15 protein-coding genes and 1 riboswitch are annotated in these 16,728 nt (G+C 55.5%); of the genes, 9 read left to right on the top strand and 6 right to left on the bottom strand.

Going from position 1 to position 16,728, the window contains the following annotated elements; all coding sequences use genetic code 11:
• Window positions 1-11: 11 nt before the first annotated feature.
• Genes mgtA through mgtU form a run of 3 tightly spaced genes read left to right on the top strand, consistent with a single transcriptional unit; the run spans window position 12 to window position 2,955 of the window.
• Window positions 12-2,744: a magnesium-translocating P-type ATPase gene (gene mgtA, locus PGS10_RS01880; RefSeq protein ID WP_316422326.1), complete on the top strand. Its 2,733-nt coding sequence runs from the start codon at window positions 12-14 to the stop codon at window positions 2,742-2,744.
• Window positions 2,745-2,765: 21 nt separating this feature from the next.
• Window positions 2,766-2,858, top strand: coding sequence for a protein MgtR (mgtR, locus tag PGS10_RS01875; protein ID WP_020078726.1), 93 nt, complete (start codon window positions 2,766-2,768; stop codon window positions 2,856-2,858).
• Between the two features lie 10 nt (window positions 2,859-2,868).
• Window positions 2,869-2,955 carry a magnesium transporter protection protein MgtU gene (mgtU, locus tag PGS10_RS01870; protein WP_257880777.1) on the top strand — a complete coding sequence of 29 codons (87 nt, stop codon included), beginning with the start codon at window positions 2,869-2,871 and terminating at the stop codon, window positions 2,953-2,955.
• A gap of 99 nt (window positions 2,956-3,054) precedes the next feature.
• Here mgtU and PGS10_RS01865 read toward each other — a convergent pair whose 3' ends face one another.
• Complete coding sequence (locus tag PGS10_RS01865; RefSeq protein ID WP_316422325.1) at window positions 3,055-3,927, bottom strand: arginase family protein; 873 nt, start codon at window positions 3,925-3,927, stop codon at window positions 3,055-3,057.
• A gap of 132 nt (window positions 3,928-4,059) precedes the next feature.
• Between PGS10_RS01865 and PGS10_RS01860 the strand changes: the two genes are divergently transcribed.
• Both PGS10_RS01860 and zapE read left to right on the top strand, forming a co-directional pair.
• On the top strand, window positions 4,060-4,668 hold the full coding sequence (locus PGS10_RS01860) for a TetR/AcrR family transcriptional regulator (RefSeq protein ID WP_316422324.1): 609 nt from the start codon (window positions 4,060-4,062) through the stop codon (window positions 4,666-4,668).
• Window positions 4,652-5,674, top strand: a complete 1,023-nt coding sequence (gene zapE / locus PGS10_RS01855; RefSeq protein WP_213797187.1) for a cell division protein ZapE — start codon at window positions 4,652-4,654, stop codon at window positions 5,672-5,674. Before PGS10_RS01860 ends, zapE begins: the two co-directional genes overlap by 17 nt.
• 76 nt (window positions 5,675-5,750) lie before the next feature.
• On the opposite strand, the gene katG is transcribed toward zapE, so the two are convergent.
• Window positions 5,751-7,928: a catalase/peroxidase HPI gene (gene katG / locus PGS10_RS01850; protein ID WP_316422323.1), complete on the bottom strand. Its 2,178-nt coding sequence runs from the start codon at window positions 7,926-7,928 to the stop codon at window positions 5,751-5,753.
• Between the two features lie 264 nt (window positions 7,929-8,192).
• On the bottom strand, window positions 8,193-9,125 hold the full coding sequence (locus PGS10_RS01845) for a LysR family transcriptional regulator (RefSeq protein ID WP_047048537.1): 933 nt from the start codon (window positions 9,123-9,125) through the stop codon (window positions 8,193-8,195).
• Between the two features lie 100 nt (window positions 9,126-9,225).
• Between PGS10_RS01845 and PGS10_RS01840 the strand changes: the two genes are divergently transcribed.
• The 4 genes from PGS10_RS01840 to mrdA all read left to right on the top strand — a co-directional run bounded on the left by PGS10_RS01840 (window position 9,226) and on the right by mrdA (window position 13,018).
• A complete protein-coding gene (locus PGS10_RS01840) occupies window positions 9,226-9,660 on the top strand; it encodes a DMT family transporter (RefSeq protein ID WP_047048535.1) in 435 nt (144 codons plus the stop codon).
• A gap of 9 nt (window positions 9,661-9,669) precedes the next feature.
• Window positions 9,670-10,173 (top strand): DMT family transporter, encoded by a 504-nt coding sequence (locus PGS10_RS01835; RefSeq protein WP_063415564.1) that lies wholly within the window; start codon window positions 9,670-9,672, stop codon window positions 10,171-10,173.
• Between the two features lie 9 nt (window positions 10,174-10,182).
• Window positions 10,183-10,262, top strand: a riboswitch (ZMP/ZTP riboswitch).
• Between the two features lie 17 nt (window positions 10,263-10,279).
• Window positions 10,280-10,912, top strand: a complete 633-nt coding sequence (locus PGS10_RS01830) for a LysE family translocator (RefSeq protein WP_045394225.1) — start codon at window positions 10,280-10,282, stop codon at window positions 10,910-10,912.
• A 186-nt stretch (window positions 10,913-11,098) separates the two neighbouring features.
• Complete coding sequence (mrdA, locus tag PGS10_RS01825) at window positions 11,099-13,018, top strand: penicillin-binding protein 2 (RefSeq protein WP_316422322.1); 1,920 nt, start codon at window positions 11,099-11,101, stop codon at window positions 13,016-13,018.
• 5 nt (window positions 13,019-13,023) lie between these two features.
• Here mrdA and pqqF read toward each other — a convergent pair whose 3' ends face one another.
• Genes pqqF through pqqD form a run of 3 tightly spaced genes read right to left on the bottom strand, consistent with a single transcriptional unit; the run spans window position 13,024 to window position 16,728 of the window.
• Window positions 13,024-15,321, bottom strand: coding sequence for a pyrroloquinoline quinone biosynthesis protein PqqF (gene pqqF / locus PGS10_RS01820; RefSeq protein ID WP_316422321.1), 2,298 nt, complete (start codon window positions 15,319-15,321; stop codon window positions 13,024-13,026).
• Window positions 15,321-16,463, bottom strand: coding sequence for a pyrroloquinoline quinone biosynthesis protein PqqE (gene pqqE / locus PGS10_RS01815; RefSeq protein ID WP_316422320.1), 1,143 nt, complete (start codon window positions 16,461-16,463; stop codon window positions 15,321-15,323). Before pqqE ends, pqqF begins: the two co-directional genes overlap by 1 nt.
• Window positions 16,450-16,728, bottom strand: a complete 279-nt coding sequence (gene pqqD / locus PGS10_RS01810; RefSeq protein WP_015366526.1) for a pyrroloquinoline quinone biosynthesis peptide chaperone PqqD — start codon at window positions 16,726-16,728, stop codon at window positions 16,450-16,452. Before pqqD ends, pqqE begins: the two co-directional genes overlap by 14 nt.

Here is a 16,728-nt window from a genome sequence, read left to right as displayed (position 1 = left end):
GGGGATGAATCATGACTGACATGAAATTAGAAAACCGGAATACCAACCGGTCTGCGTCAGAAAATGATAAGCAGCATAAAAAGAGCTTTGCGATTGAAACGGAGGCCTTTAATAGCCCGGATCACACGCTGTCGCGTTTAAATAGCAGTCGGCAGGGGCTAACGACCGCCGATGCGCTGGAGCGGCTGGAAGATTATGGCCGCAACGAAGTGGCACGAGAAACCGCGCCGCCGTTTTTTATTCAATTACTGCAGGCATTTAATAACCCGTTTATTTACGTGCTGATGGCGCTGGCGGCAGTCAGTTTTATTACCGATTACTGGCTACCGCTGCGTAATGGTGAAGAGACCGACCTCACCGGCGTTATTATTATCCTGACAATGGTGAGCCTGAGTGGTCTATTACGCTTCTGGCAGGAGTTCAGGACCAATAAAGCCGCGCAGGCGCTAAAATCCATGGTCCGTACCACCGCAACGGTACTGCGCCGCGGGCCGGGAAATATTGGCCCCAGTCAGGAGGAAATACCCATTGAAGAGCTGGTGCCGGGCGATATTATTTTTCTTGCCGCGGGCGATCTGGTGCCGGCAGATGTTCGTCTGCTGGAATCACGGGACCTCTTCGTCAGTCAGTCCATTCTAAGCGGTGAATCGCTGCCGGTGGAAAAATATGACCTCATGGCCAGCGTTTCAGGTAAATGCAGCGATCGTATACCGACGCCGGATAAAAATAAAAGCCTGTTAGAGATGGGCAATATCTGTCTGATGGGGACGAACGTCACCAGCGGCAGGGCGCAGGCGGTGGTGGTGGCGACCGGCGACCGGACCTGGTTTGGCTCACTGGCAAAATCGATTGTCGGCACCCGCACGCAGACCGCCTTCGATCGTGGGGTGAATAGCGTCAGCTGGCTGTTAATCCGCTTCATGTTGATTATGGTACCGATCGTGTTGCTGATTAACGGTTTCAGCAAGGGCGATTGGGTTGAAGCCTCGCTATTCGCCCTGGCGGTGGCGGTCGGTTTAACGCCTGAGATGTTACCCATGATCGTCAGTTCGAACCTGGCGAAGGGCGCGATTGCCATGTCGCGACGCAAGGTGATCGTTAAACGTCTTAATGCCATCCAAAACTTTGGCGCAATGGATGTGCTGTGTACGGATAAAACCGGCACCCTGACCCAGGACAATATCATTCTTGAGCATCATCTCGACGTCGGCGGCGCGGAAAGTAATCGGGTATTAATGCTGGCGTGGCTGAATAGCAGCAGCCAAAGCGGAGCGCGTAATCTGATGGACAGGGCCGTGCTCCGTTATGGGGAAGGCCGGCTGGCGCCGATGGAAAAAGAGCGCTTCGTTAAGCTTGATGAATTGCCATTCGATTTTGTACGTCGCCGCGTATCGGTCTCGGTGGAAGACAGCCGCTATGGCGATAAAAGCCTGATTTGCAAAGGGGCGGTTGAAGAGATGCTCGAAGCCGCGACCCATATCCGTGAGGGCGACAAGATCGTTGAACTGGATGCGCTGCGCCGGGAACTGCTGCTGACGAAAACCGAAGATTATAACGCTCAGGGCTTCCGGGTATTGCTGGTCGCTACCCGCAAGCTGGACGACACCGAGCTAAACGTGCCGCTCACCGCCGCCGATGAACAGGGGCTCACCGTTGAGGGCATGTTAACGTTTCTCGATCCGCCGAAGGAAAGCGCGGGCAAAGCCATCACCGCACTGCGTGATAACGGTGTCGCGGTTAAGGTGCTTACCGGTGATAACCCGGTGGTAACGGCGCGGATTTGTCTTGAAGTGGGAATTGATTCGCACGACATTCTCACCGGCCAACAGGTTGAGTCAATGACTGACCGCCAGCTTCAGCAGGAGGTCGAGAAACGCGCGGTGTTTGCCAAACTGACGCCGCTGCAGAAGTCGCGCATTCTACAGATGCTACAGAAAAATGGCCATACCGTTGGTTTTCTGGGCGATGGCATTAACGACGCGCCGGCGCTGCGCGATGCCGATGTCGGTATTTCTGTCGATAGCGCGGCGGATATCGCGAAGGAGTCCTCGGATATTATTCTGCTGGAAAAAGACCTGATGGTGCTGGAAGAGGGCGTTATTAAAGGACGCGAGACCTTTGGCAACATTATCAAATACCTGAACATGACCGCCAGCTCCAACTTCGGCAACGTGTTTTCGGTGCTGGTCGCCAGCGCCTTTATCCCGTTCCTGCCGATGCTGGCTATTCATCTGTTGATCCAGAATCTGATGTACGACATCTCACAGCTGTCGCTGCCGTGGGACAAAATGGATAAGGAGTTTTTGCGTAAACCGCGCAAGTGGGATGCGAAGAACATTGGCCGCTTTATGCTGTGGATTGGCCCCACGTCGTCGATATTCGATATCACCACCTTTGCTCTGATGTGGTACGTCTTCGCCGCCAATCATGTGGAGGCGCAGGCGTTGTTCCAGTCCGGCTGGTTTATCGAAGGGCTGCTGTCGCAGACGCTGGTGGTGCATATGTTGAGAACGCAGAAAATACCGTTCATCCAGAGCCGCGCGACGCTGCCGGTACTGCTCACCACCGCCGCCATTATGGCCATCGGCATTTATATCCCATTCTCGCCGCTTGGCGCCATGGTGAGGCTTGAGCCGCTGCCGCTGAGTTATTTCCCGTGGTTGGTTGCCACGCTGCTGAGCTACTGCCTGGTGGCGCAGGGTATGAAACGTTTCTATATCAAGCGCTTTGGCCAGTGGTTCTGATGACAAAAAGGAGGGATGACGATGAATCGTTCACCGGAAGATCTCATCGCCTGGATGTTTTTACTGGCCGGTTTGCTGGTACTGGCGCTGGCGATACGACAAATCTTTGAATAGCGGGGGGACTATGCGCAAAACATCATTAGACCCAATCTTTATCCAGGCTGTGTTGATGATGGTGGTGATAGTCTTACTCACCGTCTGGATTAGGTAGTTTAAGGCCCGGGGCATTATTGCTCCGGGCCTGAGGTAAAGTCCTGCGGTATTCCTGCAACATGGCAATTGGCGCTTTCCACCACGGGGAACGCGTCGATTAGCTCAATAATGGCAGAGCTTCGAGCATATTCTTCAGGTTTAGGGCATCCCACGGCAAGTGTTCGGCGACGGTGAGTCCCACCGGTTTGGCCTGAGCGGCAGCTTGATTGATAAAATTAACCACTTCGGCAATCGTCAGTTTCCCTTCGGCGACATCGCCGAAGTCGTGTACGCCGCGCCCCGGACGAGCAAACAGCACCGCTCGAAACAGGGCCGGGTCGAGGACATCAAGATCGAGGTGGATGGCCAGGTACTCAACACTTTCGCGCGCTATCCACTCGTCGATCGCCTGCGGATTCTGACGCAGCTCTGAAGGGCTTAAGGTGGCGATACCGCGTTCAGTAATAAACTGTTTTTCGACATCGAGGGGGCTATGGATCCCAGCAATAAGCGCTTTGCCAGGCGATAATGGCTTTCTGACCACCTGGGTTAGTTCCACGTCGCCATTGCCCATCAACGCCCCAAGAACGTGGGCATGGGCATGTGGGAACTGCTCTGGCGTCATAATGTCCGGGTGAGAATCAATCCATAACACCCCCAATTTATCGCCATATTTTTCCGCAAGCCAGGCAAAGGGGGCCAGAGAGACCAGGCAATCGCCCCCTAAGGTGACGATGGACTCTGGCTGAGTTCTGGTGATTTTGTCTTGCGCATCAAGCAGCTGTTCAACTACCGAACGGCGGCCGACAATACCATCTTCATTAACCAGCGGCGCCTTGGTCGGGGCGGGGACGCTGACCTCCTCAACGGCGCCCTGGGCCGGCGGCGCCAGCCACGCCAGCAGCTGCGAACCGAAAAAGTAGGGCGGATTGTTACCGCCTTGCCACTGCGGGAAAAGTAAACGCAGTGTGTGGTAAGTATTTTGAGCCATATTATCCTCGCCTCAGGCATGTGCAATTAAATGAACGAACGTTCATTCATTTATAATGAAACGCGCGATGCACGATGGCAAGCAAAAAACGGCAGAAGCAGGTAGAATTGCCCATCGCCGGAGGTAGTTGAAATGTTAAATAATTCAGAAACGTACCATAAGCTGATTGTCGCCGCGGCGGCGTGCTTTGCCGAAAAAGGATTTAATGGAACCAGCGTGCGCGAAATTGCACTGCGCGCAGGTATTAGCCTCGGCGCGATGTACACCTACTTCAAGGGCAAAGATGAACTCATTGAGGCGATTATCCTTGAAGAGCAAAAATCGGCATTAGCTAAGCATCAGGAGCGCTTTGAAGGTTCCCATTTTGCGCAGATTTGCGCCTTAGCCGTTTCCTGTATTGAAGAAGTGGGGTATCCCTCATCTCACCAGCTGTGGGTGGAAATTATTGCTGAGTCGGCAAGAAAGCCGGCGCTGCGGCAGATTTTCGTCAATAGCGACAGGATCATGCGCGACGGAATGGCACAGATTATTACTCGCGGAATTGCCGCGGGTGAGCTCAGCCCACACGTTAATGTCGAAGAAGCAACGCTTACCATCTTTGCGTTAATCGATGGTTTGATTGGCCGTAAAGCGATAAATCCCGCATTTAGCGTGGCTAAGGATCTGCCGCACTTTGACCATGTCATGGCGACCATTCTCGATAAAAATAGCGTTAGTGAATCCCATGCAACAGTATGCTGATTTCTGTTTTAGCGCCGTGATGGCCCAACGGGCGGCAAAAGAAAATCTCACCCTTGATGCCGACCAGCTCGCGTTAGTCGCCGATTTGCAAACGCTGAGTCAGCAGTTATTCCGGCAGCAAACGGCAATACAAGGCTTGTACGTCTGGGGGCGAACCGGGCGCGGGAAAAGCTTTATTCTCGATAGTTTCTTTGCCAGTTTGCCGCTGCGTGAAAAGCGGCGGGTGCATTTTCATCACTTTTTCCGCGAGCTCCATCAGCGGCTGAACGCCCCTTCGGCGCCGCGATTGCCACAGGTCGTCGCGCAAATGACCGACAACTGTCGTCTGCTCTGTTTTGATGAGTTTCACCTTCATGACCCGGCTGACGCGATGTTGATGAAGGTGCTACTGGAACATTTATTCGCGCGAAATATCGTCTTATTAGCGACCTCCAATTATCCGCCCGACCGTTTGCTGGCGAATCCGCTTTATCACGAACGTTTTTTGCCTTCCATTAACCTCATTAAACGGCATATGACGGTAACGGCGCTCAACGGCGAACAGGATTATCGCGAGCGACATACCTCGCTGGAGAATGATTTCTGCCAGGGAAAATTGTTGGTGCAGCCCACTCTCAGCAGCCGCGCGGCGCTCGGTTTGCCGGCTATTGCCCCGCAGGCGCAGGCTCTGCAGGTAGGTTATCGAACCCTGCACACGGCATCGCCGCAAGGGACCTATCTGCATTTCACTTTCGAGCAGCTCTGCCTTGCGCCCACTTCGGTCATGGATTACCTGACGCTATGTGAGCAGCACCAGAACTGGCTCGTCGAGAATGTTCCGCCGTTGGCGCGCGTTAGCCCGGCGGCACAGCAGCGTTTTATCAACGTGGTGGATATTTTGTATGAAAAACAGTGCCGCTTAATATTAATTACCGATTGCGGGCTGGAAACACTGGTGGCGGATGTGGAGCTGGATGATATTCAGCGCACCTACAGCCGGTTACAGCAGCTCGCGCGGGAAGCATAAAAAAAGCGCCTCTCGATAATGAGCGGCGCTTTAACAGAGTAACCTGCCGCCGATTATTCACCGGCGGGCAGGGGAATTACAGATCGAAGCGGTCCAGATTCATCACTTTCGTCCATGCGGCAACGAAATCAGTAACGAATTTCTGTTGCGCATCGGCGCAGGCATAGACTTCGGCCAGCGCGCGCAGGACTGAGTTAGAACCGAACACCAGATCAACGCGAGTGGCGGTATATTTCTCTTCGCCGCTCTTACGGTCGCGACCGGTAAACAGCTCAGCCTGTTCATCGGCGGCTTTCCATACGGTGCCCATATCCAGCAGGTTGACGAAGAAGTCAGTGCTGAGGACGCCGACGCGATCGGTGAAGACGCCATGTTGGCTGCCGTCAAAGTTAGCGCCCAGCACGCGCAGGCCGCCGACCAGCGCCGTCATTTCCGGCGCCGTCAGGGTGAGCTGCTGCGCTTTATCGATAAGCAGAGTCTCCGTCGACACGCCGCCTTCGATGCGACGGTAATTACGGAAACCGTCGGCCAGCGGCTGCAGCAGATCCATTGCTTCAACGTCGGTCTGATCCTGGCGCGCATCAACGCGACCCGGCGCAAACGGCACGTTTACGCGAACGCCGGCAGCGGCGGCAGCCTGCTCAACGCCCACGACCCCAGCCAGAACGATGATATCCGCCAGAGAAGCTTTACCCGACGCTTTCTGAATGGCCTGTAGCGTTGGCAGCACTTTGCTGGCGATGGCGTTTACCGGCCACTCTCTTTGCGGCAGCAGGGCCAGACGCGCGCCGTTAGCGCCGCCGCGTTTATCACCGCCGCGGAAGGTTGAGGCGGAAGCCCAGGCAACGGAGACCAGTTCGCTAACCGACAGGCCTGAATCCGCAATGGCCGTTTTCAGCGTGGCGATGTCGGAGGCGGTTGGGTTATGCGTCGGTGCCGGTAACGGATCTTGCCAAATCAGATCTTCTTTTGGCACTTCCGGGCCGAGATAACGGGATTTTGGCCCCATATCGCGGTGAATCAGCTTAAACCAGGCGCGTGCGAAGGCTTCGTTGAAGGCCTGCGGATCGTTCAGGAAACGGCGCGAGACTTTGCCGAATTCCGGGTCGAAGCGCAGCGTCAGGTCCGTTACCAGCATCGTCGGCTTGCGTTTTTTATTTGGATCAAACGGATCGGGAATAATCTCTGGCGCATCTTTCGCTTCAAACTGAATTGCGCCCGCCGGGCTGCGCGTTTGTACCCATTCGTATTTGAACAGGTTCTCGAAGAAGTAGTTGCTCCATTGGGTCGGGGTTTGCGTCCATACCACTTCCAGACCCGAGGTAATGGCGTCCGCGCCTACACCGCTGCCGTAAGTACTGCTCCAGCCAAGACCCTGAGATTCCAGCGGAGCGGCTTCTGGTTCCGGACCCACATGGCTTGCCGGCGCGGCGCCGTGCGTTTTACCCAGCGTATGGCCGCCGGCAATCAGCGCCACGATTTCTTCATCGTCCATCGCCATATTGCCGAAGGTCGCGCGAATGGCTGCCGCGGCGGAAAGCGGATCGCCGCTGGCGTTAGGGCCTTCCGGGTTGACATAGATCAGACCCATTTCGGTGGCGCCCAGCGCTTGTTTTTCCAGGCTTTCCGGGTGGCGGTGTTTCAGCCACTCTTTCTCATCGCCCCAGTCCACGTCGAGGTCCGGTTCCCACACGTCTTCACGCCCTGCGCCGAAACCGAAGGTCCGGAAGCCGGCGTTTTCTAATGCCACGTTACCCGCCAGCATATACAGGTCGGCCCAGGAGATTTTCTGACCGTACTTTTGTTTCACCGGCCACAGCAGGCGACGGGCTTTATCAAGGCTGACGTTATCAGGCCAGGAGTTAAGCGGGGCGAAACGCTGCTGACCGCGACCCGCGCCGCCGCGGCCATCAACGGTACGGTAGGTCCCCGCGCCGTGCCACGCCATGCGAATAAACAGGCCAATATAGCTGCCCCAATCGGCGGGCCACCACTCCTGGGAGTCGGTCAGCACCGCGCGAAGGTCGGCTTTCAATGCGGAGTAGTCGAGCTTTTTGAACTCTTCCCGATAGTTGAAGTTTTCGCCCAGCGGGTTAGAACGGTTGGAGTGCTGATTCAGCAGGTCAACACGAAGTTGGTTGGGCCACCAGTCACGGTTGGCGGTACCGCTACCGGCGCTTTGCTTCGGCGTCTCGGCGTGGAAAGGACATTTCCCAGCGGATGGGTTGTTAGTGGGATCATTTGACGTGCTCATATCAGGCTCCGTTTGCTTTTGTGAATGCCATTACGATATACACTGCTACCAATAAGCGATATTTGAATGAGTCTACGGATTTAATAGCTTTTACCGTTCAACAAACATAATTAAAACCAGTGTTTTAGTGTGTTTACTCGGCGAAATTCAAAACCACACCTTTAAACATAGTCGTAACGCAGCGGTAAAGGAAACGTTATGATGCGTTAACCGCTACGGATCGCTAATTGTTTGAGATATGACAATTTTACTGCGATGAATGGATTAGCGTTGCCAGTAAAGCGGCGTGCCGAAAACGTCGGTAAAATAATCAATAACGGTGCGTACATTGAGCGACGGATGACGAGCATGCGGATAAATCGCGGCAATGTAAGAGGGCAAATGGTTGATGCCAACGCTGTAGTCATTCATCAGCGAAACTAATGTTCCCTGCGCCAGCGCATCGCCCACCATCCAGTCTGGAAACAGAACTATACCCATTCCGCCAATCGCTGAAGTGAGAAGGGCATCGGCGTTGTTTGAGATTAGCCGCGGTGTTTGCGGGTAATGGGTCCACTCTTCTTCCCCCTGGCGAAAAAGCCAACGGTTAGCTCCCTGTGAACCGCGATACACCAGCGTGTGATGTTGATTGAGCTCAGAAGGCGATTGCGGCGCGCCGAAACGGGAAAGGTAACCAGGCGCTGCGGCGAGGTAATAGCGCTGGGCGCCAAAAACCTTTGCGTGATAGCTGGCGTCAGGCAGGGCGCTGATGCGAAAAATGATATCAGTCGCCTGGCGATGAGGATCGACAAAGTCATCGGTCAGAATTAATTCGAACTCCAACGCGGGATAACGATCGGCCAGTCCGGCTAACCATGGCGCGATATGCCGTTGGCCGAAGTAGACCGGGGCGTTGATGCGCACAAGTCCGCCAGGTTGTTGGGTGCGATCCTGTAATTCGCGTTGCGCGTGAGCGAATTGCTCGGTCATCCCGCGGGCATAGTCAGCAAACAGGTTTCCGGCCTCCGTTGGAACGACCGCACGCGTATTGCGATAGAACAGCTGCTGGCCTAGCGCATCCTCGAGTTGCTGGATGACCCGTGAGATAAGAGAAGGGGATACGCCTTCACGGCGCGCGACAACGGAAAAACTATGGCTGTCATACACGGCGATAAATAGCTGGAGGGCGCGGAGATTGATGTTACCTACGTCGGCCATTGATGCAGATCCTGCAAAGGTGTTTGCAAAACTATACTATTTTTTGCATTAGCGCGCCGTTCTATTCTCTTCCGCTCTTAACAACTGAAGAGTATTCAACATGCAGCGTGTGCTGATTTTTTTAGTGATTGCCGGCGGAATGGGACTGTCCGTAGAGGCAGGTCTGTTGGGGCCGCTGGCGGGTCAGGTCGGTGATTTATGGGCAACAATGAGTATTTTCTCTATTGGCGCGGCATTAACATTTTTACTGATGCTTTTTTTTAGCCCGCGACAGAGTCCCTCTTTTTTTTCGCTCCCCGGCTGGCAATTAACCGGTGGTCTGTTGGGGCCCGGTTATGTGGTGATATTAACGATTGTGACTCCGGCGATCGGCATCGCAATGACAATTACCGGCGTTCTCGCCGGTCAGGTATGTAAAAGCCTGTTAATCGATCATTTTGGCTGGTTTGGTAGTCCGCGGCGAAAAATAGATCGCCGCCGGGTTATTGCACTGTTGTTCATTGTGGCGGCATTAATGCTGATTGCCGTTGATTGAGGTGCTGATATGAATATGTTGATGATTATTTTGTCGCTGATTGGCGGCGCATTGCTAAGCGTACAGGCTGCGGTGAATGGCCGTCTTGGCGCACATGTCGGAATATTGCGTAGCGCCTTTTTGACCTTTTCCATTGGTGCGTTGGTGACCGGTTTATTGATCGTTTTCTTTGCTCCGCAGCAGTCGATGACGCTGCTGGATGTGCCAAAGTGGCAACTGCTTGGGGCGTTCTGCGGGGTACCCTATATTGTCATCATGGTGCTGGCAGTACAGCGAATCGGCACGGCAACGGCGACGGTGGCGGTAATATTTGGTCAACTCGCGATGAGCTTGCTGATTGACAATTTTGGGTGGTTGGGGAATAGCGCTATTGCCTTTTCGCCACAACGCCTGGCGGCGGTTCTGTGTTTGGCGCTAGCGCTGTACTTTATATATGCGTCTGGCGTATCAGGGGCAGTTGAGCCGACAAAACGGTCGGGAAAGGCGAAATGGTTGTCGACCGAACGGGAATAAGCTAATACTTAGACACCATGTGACTGGCGCTAAAGACAGAATACTGTTGGGGAGCATGGTCAAGTACGCCGCGCGCCTGGGCATTACCCCTATCTGGAGATAAGTTATGCCTGAATTAGCTTCATTATCGGCTTTTGCCGCGGTGGCGTTGGGTTTGGTATTAACTCCTGGCCCCAACATGATGTACCTCACTTCACGGTCGATTTGCCAGGGAAAACGCGCCGGCTTTATTTCTCTTGCTGGCGTTGCGCTGGGATTTTTCTGTTATATGCTGTGCGCGGCTTTTGGCATAACCGCGCTGGTTTTCGCCGTACCTTATGCCTACGACGCGTTGCGAATTTGCGGAGTGGCTTATTTACTCTATTTAGCGTGGCAGGCGATTAAACCCGGTGGGCGGCCGATTTTCGCAGTTCGCGACTTACCGGCGGATAGCGGGCGTAAGCTGTTTCTGATGGGCCTTCTTACCAGCCTGGCGAATCCAAAAGTAGCTATCATGTATTTGTCTTTGCTGCCACAGTTCATCACCCCCGGGCTCGGCAGCGTGCTGAGTCAGTCGCTAATATTAGGCTGCACCCAGGCGCTAATAAGCGTGGCGGTAAACGGACTTATTATTATGCTGGCCGGGCAGGTGGCGCTGTTTCTTGGGCGGCGGCCGGGCTGGCAACAATTTCAACGTTGGCTGATGGCGACGGTACTTGCCGGAATGGCCGTAAAAATTGCCTTTGAGGCCAGAAAATAACCGTTACTGGCGAACCCCGCATGCTGATGCCTTTCTCCGGTTAAGAAAGGCATCTCACGTTCTAACATACTGATACATTTCTGCCAGTTCATTAGCAACCTTTCTGTAGGGCTAATGCGTCAATAAAGCTATTCTTCCCCGCCTTTATTTTTTGTGCTTTCAAGTGACTCAGGTAAATTGCCGCCAATGCCCGTATTGAGAGATGAGATCCGCGACCACTCGGCAGAAGAGATGCTATTCATCCGCCGCGCCGTCATTGCTTTCCTGTTGGTGGTGGTCTGCTTTGGCGTGTTGATTTTCAATCTCTACCATCTCCAGGTAGAGCAGCACGATTTTTATCAGACCCGTTCCAACCAGAACGACATTAAAATGCTGCCGATCGCGCCAAGCCGGGGGCTGATTTTCGACCGCAACGGTATTCCGCTGGTGCAAAATATCACCCTGTATCGCCTGCAGGTGATCCCCAGCAAAATTGCCGATATGTCGGCGCTGCTCCAGGCGTTAAGCCCGATTGTCGACCTGACGGCGGATGATATCGCCAGTTTCCGCGACGATATGCACCACAATAGCCGCTATAAAGAAGTGACGCTGAAATCCGATCTTACCGATGTGGAAGTGGCGCGCTTCGCGGTCAACGAATTCCGTTTTCCCGGCGTCACCGTCGAGAGCTACCAGCAGCGAAGTTATCCCTATGGCGCGGAACTGGCGCACGTTGTCGGGTACGTTTCTAAAATTAACGATAACGATTTACAACGGCTGGCGAAAAACGGTGAAGCAGAAAACTACGCGGCCGATCGCAATATTGGCAAACAGGGAATTGAAGGCTATTACGAGAAAGAATTACACGGCACCACCGGTTATCAGGAAGTCGAAGTAGATAACCACGGCCGCGTCGTTCGCCTACTGAAAGAAGTCCCGCCGGTCGCCGGCAAAAATATCTATCTGACGCTCGACCTGCATTTGCAGCAGTATATTGAGTCGGTCCTGAAGGGCCAGCGCGCCGCGGTCGTGGCCGTCGATCCGCGCGACGGCGGCGTACTGGCGATGGTGTCGAGCCCCAGCTATGACCCGAATCCCTTCGTTAAGGGGATTGGCTACCAGGCTTACAAATCGCTGCTCGATAACCAGGATCGCCCGCTGATTAACCGCGTCACTCAGGGCTTGTATCCCCCGGCTTCCACGGTCAAGCCGTATATGGCGCTCTCAGCCCTTTCCGCCGGGGTGATTACGCCAAATACCACCTTCTTCGGCGCGCCAACCTGGACGCTACCCGGTACTCAGCGCCGCTATCGCGACTGGTTAAAAACCGGACACGGTATGTTGAATGTGACCAAAGCGATTGAAGAGTCGGCGGATACGTTCTTCTACCAGGTCGCTTTTGAAATGGGCATTGACCGTATTCATCAGTGGCTGAGCAAGTTTGGTTATGGACAGCCGACAGGGATTGACCTGAATGAGGAGTATTCTGGCGTGTTGCCGAGCCGAGAGTGGAAACAGCGGGTCCATAAAAAACCGTGGTACCAGGGTGATACTATTTCCGTCGGTATCGGCCAGGGCTACTGGATCGCCACTCCTATTCAAATGGTGAAAGCGCTGACCACCCTAATCAACAACGGCAAAGTACAAAACCCGCATCTTTTGTACTCAATGAAGCAGGGGAATAAGGTCGAACGCTACCAGCAGCCGGCCAATTTACCGCAGGTTGGCGACCCGAAATCGCCATACTGGGGGATTGTCCGCAACGGTATGTATGGCATGGCGAACCTGCCGAACGGGACGGGATATAAGTTGTTCCATACCGCGCCGTATCAGATTGCGGCGAAGTCCGGGACCTCGCAGGTGTTCAGCCTGAAGGAGAACCAGACCTACAATGCCAAAATGATCCCGGTACGTCTGCGCGACCACATTTTTTATACCCTGTTTGCGCCGTATCAGCATCCGAAGGTGGCGATGGCGCTCATTCTCGAAAATGGCGGCGGCGATGGCGTTGTCGCCGGCCCGACGGCGCGCGCGATTCTCGACCATATCTTCGACCCGGCGAATGCGCCAGCTGCGGATAGCGCGCAAAGTAGCGTTCCGCAGGTCGAAAGCGCCGATGCGCAGTAACGACCTTAAGTGGTGGACGTCGTCGGCACGCTATATAAGATTTGCCAACTGCGGCGACGGCGAGTTATCTCACGCCATAGCGCGATGATCTCGTCCAGCTGCAGCTCGTTAACGTCCTGCGGCGTGGCTACCGGTAGATGATAGCACTGGCGCAGGGCGGCGAGCGCGGTTGCGCTGGCGTCCCGCGCCTGACCGTTCTGCTCAGCCAGCTGGTGTTGTAACTGGCTGAACTCAGCTTGCCCACACAGCGTTAACTGGCGAAGAAAGGTTTTACAGCAGCGTAGTAGATTACCGGCGGAACGGTCGGGCGATTGCAGCGCCAGCAGCAGGCCATCGCGATCGGCGATCCGCTGATAACGGCAGCTCACCACGTAGCCAATCTGCTGTTCGACCCGCAGACGCTGGAAGAATTGCGGCTCGCAAAGTAGCGCCAGCAGTTGCAGCGCGGCCAGCGACGCCCCCTCAGGCAATGGAATAAAAACCAGAAGCGCGCTATCAGAGCTGGCGTGAGGAAGACGCTTAATACCGCGGCGACAGCCTGCCGAAGAGCGAAGCTCGGCGTTGACCGGGGCGTTGAGCAAGCTCAACAGACGGGCAACCTGCTGCCCCAGATTGCTGCTGCCGCCTACCATCGCCGCCAGCCAACCCTCCTGCGGCGGAGCGATAGCCAATTGTTCAGGTAATTGTTGCAGTAGCTGGCGAATGGCGATGGTTTCAGGTGCGACCACCGTCCCCGGCGCGGGTTGAGATAATCGGCGCATGAGCGCGGTGACGACGCGCTCCGCTACGCCGCCGGATTCAGGTAGCTGTAGAGTAAGCTGCCAGTTGCCGTCCACTGTTTGCCACTCGCCGCTGCCGCCAGCATGGCGAAGTTGCGCGAGCAAGGGACGGATCTGCTGGCTTATCGCCATACCCTGCGCCTGGCTGAGCACGCTATAGAAAGGCTTGCGAACGATCAGCGTCGGCGTTTGATTATCTGCAATGACATGCAGCATTGGACTGGTCGTTAGCGTCAGTTCAGGTGCATCAGCGGTCGCCGCCTGCGGATAAAAGCTAAATGCCAGCGGATCCGTCACTATCGTCCGTGGCTGCCAGCGGCTGAGCGGCAAGGTAAAGCCCTGGGTTGCCACGCCATCGCCAGCCGCTATTTTGCGGCAAACCAGCGAAGAGGCCGGCGCCGACAGCAAGCTGGCGCAGAAGCCAGCAAAATCGACGGGCGGGGAATCGGGCGCAAAACCCAATGCCCGCTGGCGGAGCTGTTCGAGCGGGGTCAGTGCGTCAAAACGCCGCTGCGCCAGCTTGTAATAGTGCATCTGCTGTTCAGGCGAGGTGTGCCGCAATGCCTGCAGCCATCGCTCGACATGCTGCTTGATGGCGTCGGGATGGTCGCTGCTGAATACCAGCGCCAGCCAGCCGACGCGTTCATCCTGGTAAAGCCAGTTCAGCGCGACATCGTCCGCGAGCCCGCATTCACGCAGCCCGGCCAGCAGGCTGCCAGGCGCTTCATCCAGTAAGAATTCACGAAAAGTGGTGACGTTGTCACTTTTTTCGATGAGCGTACAACGCCATACCGCCGGTTTGTCTTCAACGGCCAGTTGAAGATCCACATTGTTGCTAAAATATGCAGACGGCGGGCTTTCCGGCGGCAGGCCGCCAGGGAACCCCGCGGCAAAAAAATGGGCCAATTCGGCTAATTCATCAAGCGACTGCGGCCCCTGAAGCCATAGCTGCAGATGGCTGGCGACATAATAGCGCTGGTGAAACTCGCCGAGCGCACTCTGCAACGCAGGCAAGTTTCCGCCCAGCGAATCCATGCTGCCGACCTGAAAACGGCGAAAAGCCGCGGGCGCCGCCATCGCGTGACGGGCCGCTGCTTCACGGCGGGAGGGATCGTGCTGCTGGATAAGCCGGTTTTCCGCATCGATGACCGCCAGTTCCTGACCGATATCTTCAGGCGACAGCAGCGGCGCCCGGAGCGTATCCCGTAGACGGGTGATGCCCTCGGCCAGACTGTTGGCGGCAACCTCGAAGAAATAGGCGCTGTGGCGGGCAAGGGTGGTGGCGTTGACGCTGCCGCCCTGGCGTTGGATCCACGCCATCAATCGCTCATCATCGTGATAACTCTGGCTGCCGCGAAACAGTAAATGTTCCAGCAAATGAGCCAGCCCCGGCAGGGCATCGGTTTCATGATGGCTTCCGGCACCCACCTTAACCAACGCCGCCGCACGCGTCGCCTGCGGATGATGAACCAGCGTTGCGCGCATACCGCCTGCCAGTTCCACGATGCGGGTGGCGGTGGTCATCACAATTCCCGGGTTTTATAAATCAGCTGTGAACGGGTGCGGTTGCGGAACTGCAGCTGGCTGATTTTTATATCGCTGCAGGCCGCTTCGCGCCGCGCTTCGAGGATTTTATGGTGGTGCGGCGATTTGCTGCACACCGGGTCAGCGTTATCGGCATTGCCGGTCAGCATAAAGGCCTGGCAGCGGCAGCCGCCGAAATCTTTCTCTTTTTCATCACAGGAACGACAGGGCTCCGGCATCCAGTCAAAGCCGCGGTAGCGGTTGAAGCCAAATGAGTCATACCAGATCGATTCCAGGCTCTGCTCCAGCACCGACGGGAACTCGATCGGCAGCTGGCGCGCGCTGTGACACGGCAGCGCGGTGCCTTCCGGGGTCACGCTGAGGAATATCGAGCCCCAGCCGCCCATACAGCCTTTGGGACGCTCTTCGTAGTAGTCCGGGGTGACAAAAAGCAGATTGGTCAAATTACCGTTAGCCGCCATTTTGTGTCGGTAATCAGCAACGACCTGTTCAGCACGGGCGATCTGTTCGCGGGTCGGCAGTAATCCCTGACGATTGAGGAACGCCCAGCCGTAAAACTGGCAGGTGGCGAGCTCAACATCATCCGCTTCCAGCTCGATACACAGCTCGATGATTTTATCGATCTGGTCGATGTTGTGGCGATGCAGGACAAAGTTCAGCACCATCGGGTAGTCGCGCGCTTTTACCGCTTTCGCCATCGCCAACTTCTGCTGGAACGCTTTTTTGTTGCCCGCCAGCGCCGCGTTCAGCACTTCATCGCTGGCCTGGAAACTAATCTGGATATGATCCAGTCCGGCCTCGCTGAAGGCGTCGAGTTTGCTCTCGGTGAGCCCAATGCCCGACGTAATCAGGTTGGTATAAAAACCGAGATCGCGCGCGGCGCGAATCAGCTCCGGCAGATCTTTGCGCGTCAGCGGTTCGCCGCCTGAGAAACCCATCTGCACGCTACCCATGGCCCGCGCCTGGCGAAAGACCTCAATCCACTGTTCGGTGGTGAGTTCTTTCTCCTGCTGAGCAAAGTCCAGCGGGTTAGAGCAGTAGGGGCACTGCAGCGGACAGCGATAGGTCAGTTCCGCCAGTAGCCACAGCGGCGGATTAACGGCGGGTTTATTCTGGCTCACGGAAGATAATCCACTTCTGTTGGTAAGCTATCTGCAGGAATTCGATGACGTCGTCATCGACGCCGCCCGCTTCCGGGAAACGGGCGTTGAGTTCGGCGATTATTTTTGCCGCGTCGCGTTGACCATCGACCAGCTCGAGGATCGCGGCGGCGGTTTCATTCAGTTTCGCCATTCCTTCCGGATAGAGGATCACGTGGCTATCCTGAGCGGCTTCCCACTGCAGGCGGTAGCCGCGACGAAAGGCGATGATTGCGCTCTTTTGCAT

The organism is Klebsiella sp. 141153 (genome assembly GCF_032601995.1).
Lineage (GTDB): Bacteria > Pseudomonadota > Gammaproteobacteria > Enterobacterales > Enterobacteriaceae > Klebsiella > Klebsiella aerogenes.
This window is presented reverse-complemented; position numbering and strand designations above follow the sequence as displayed.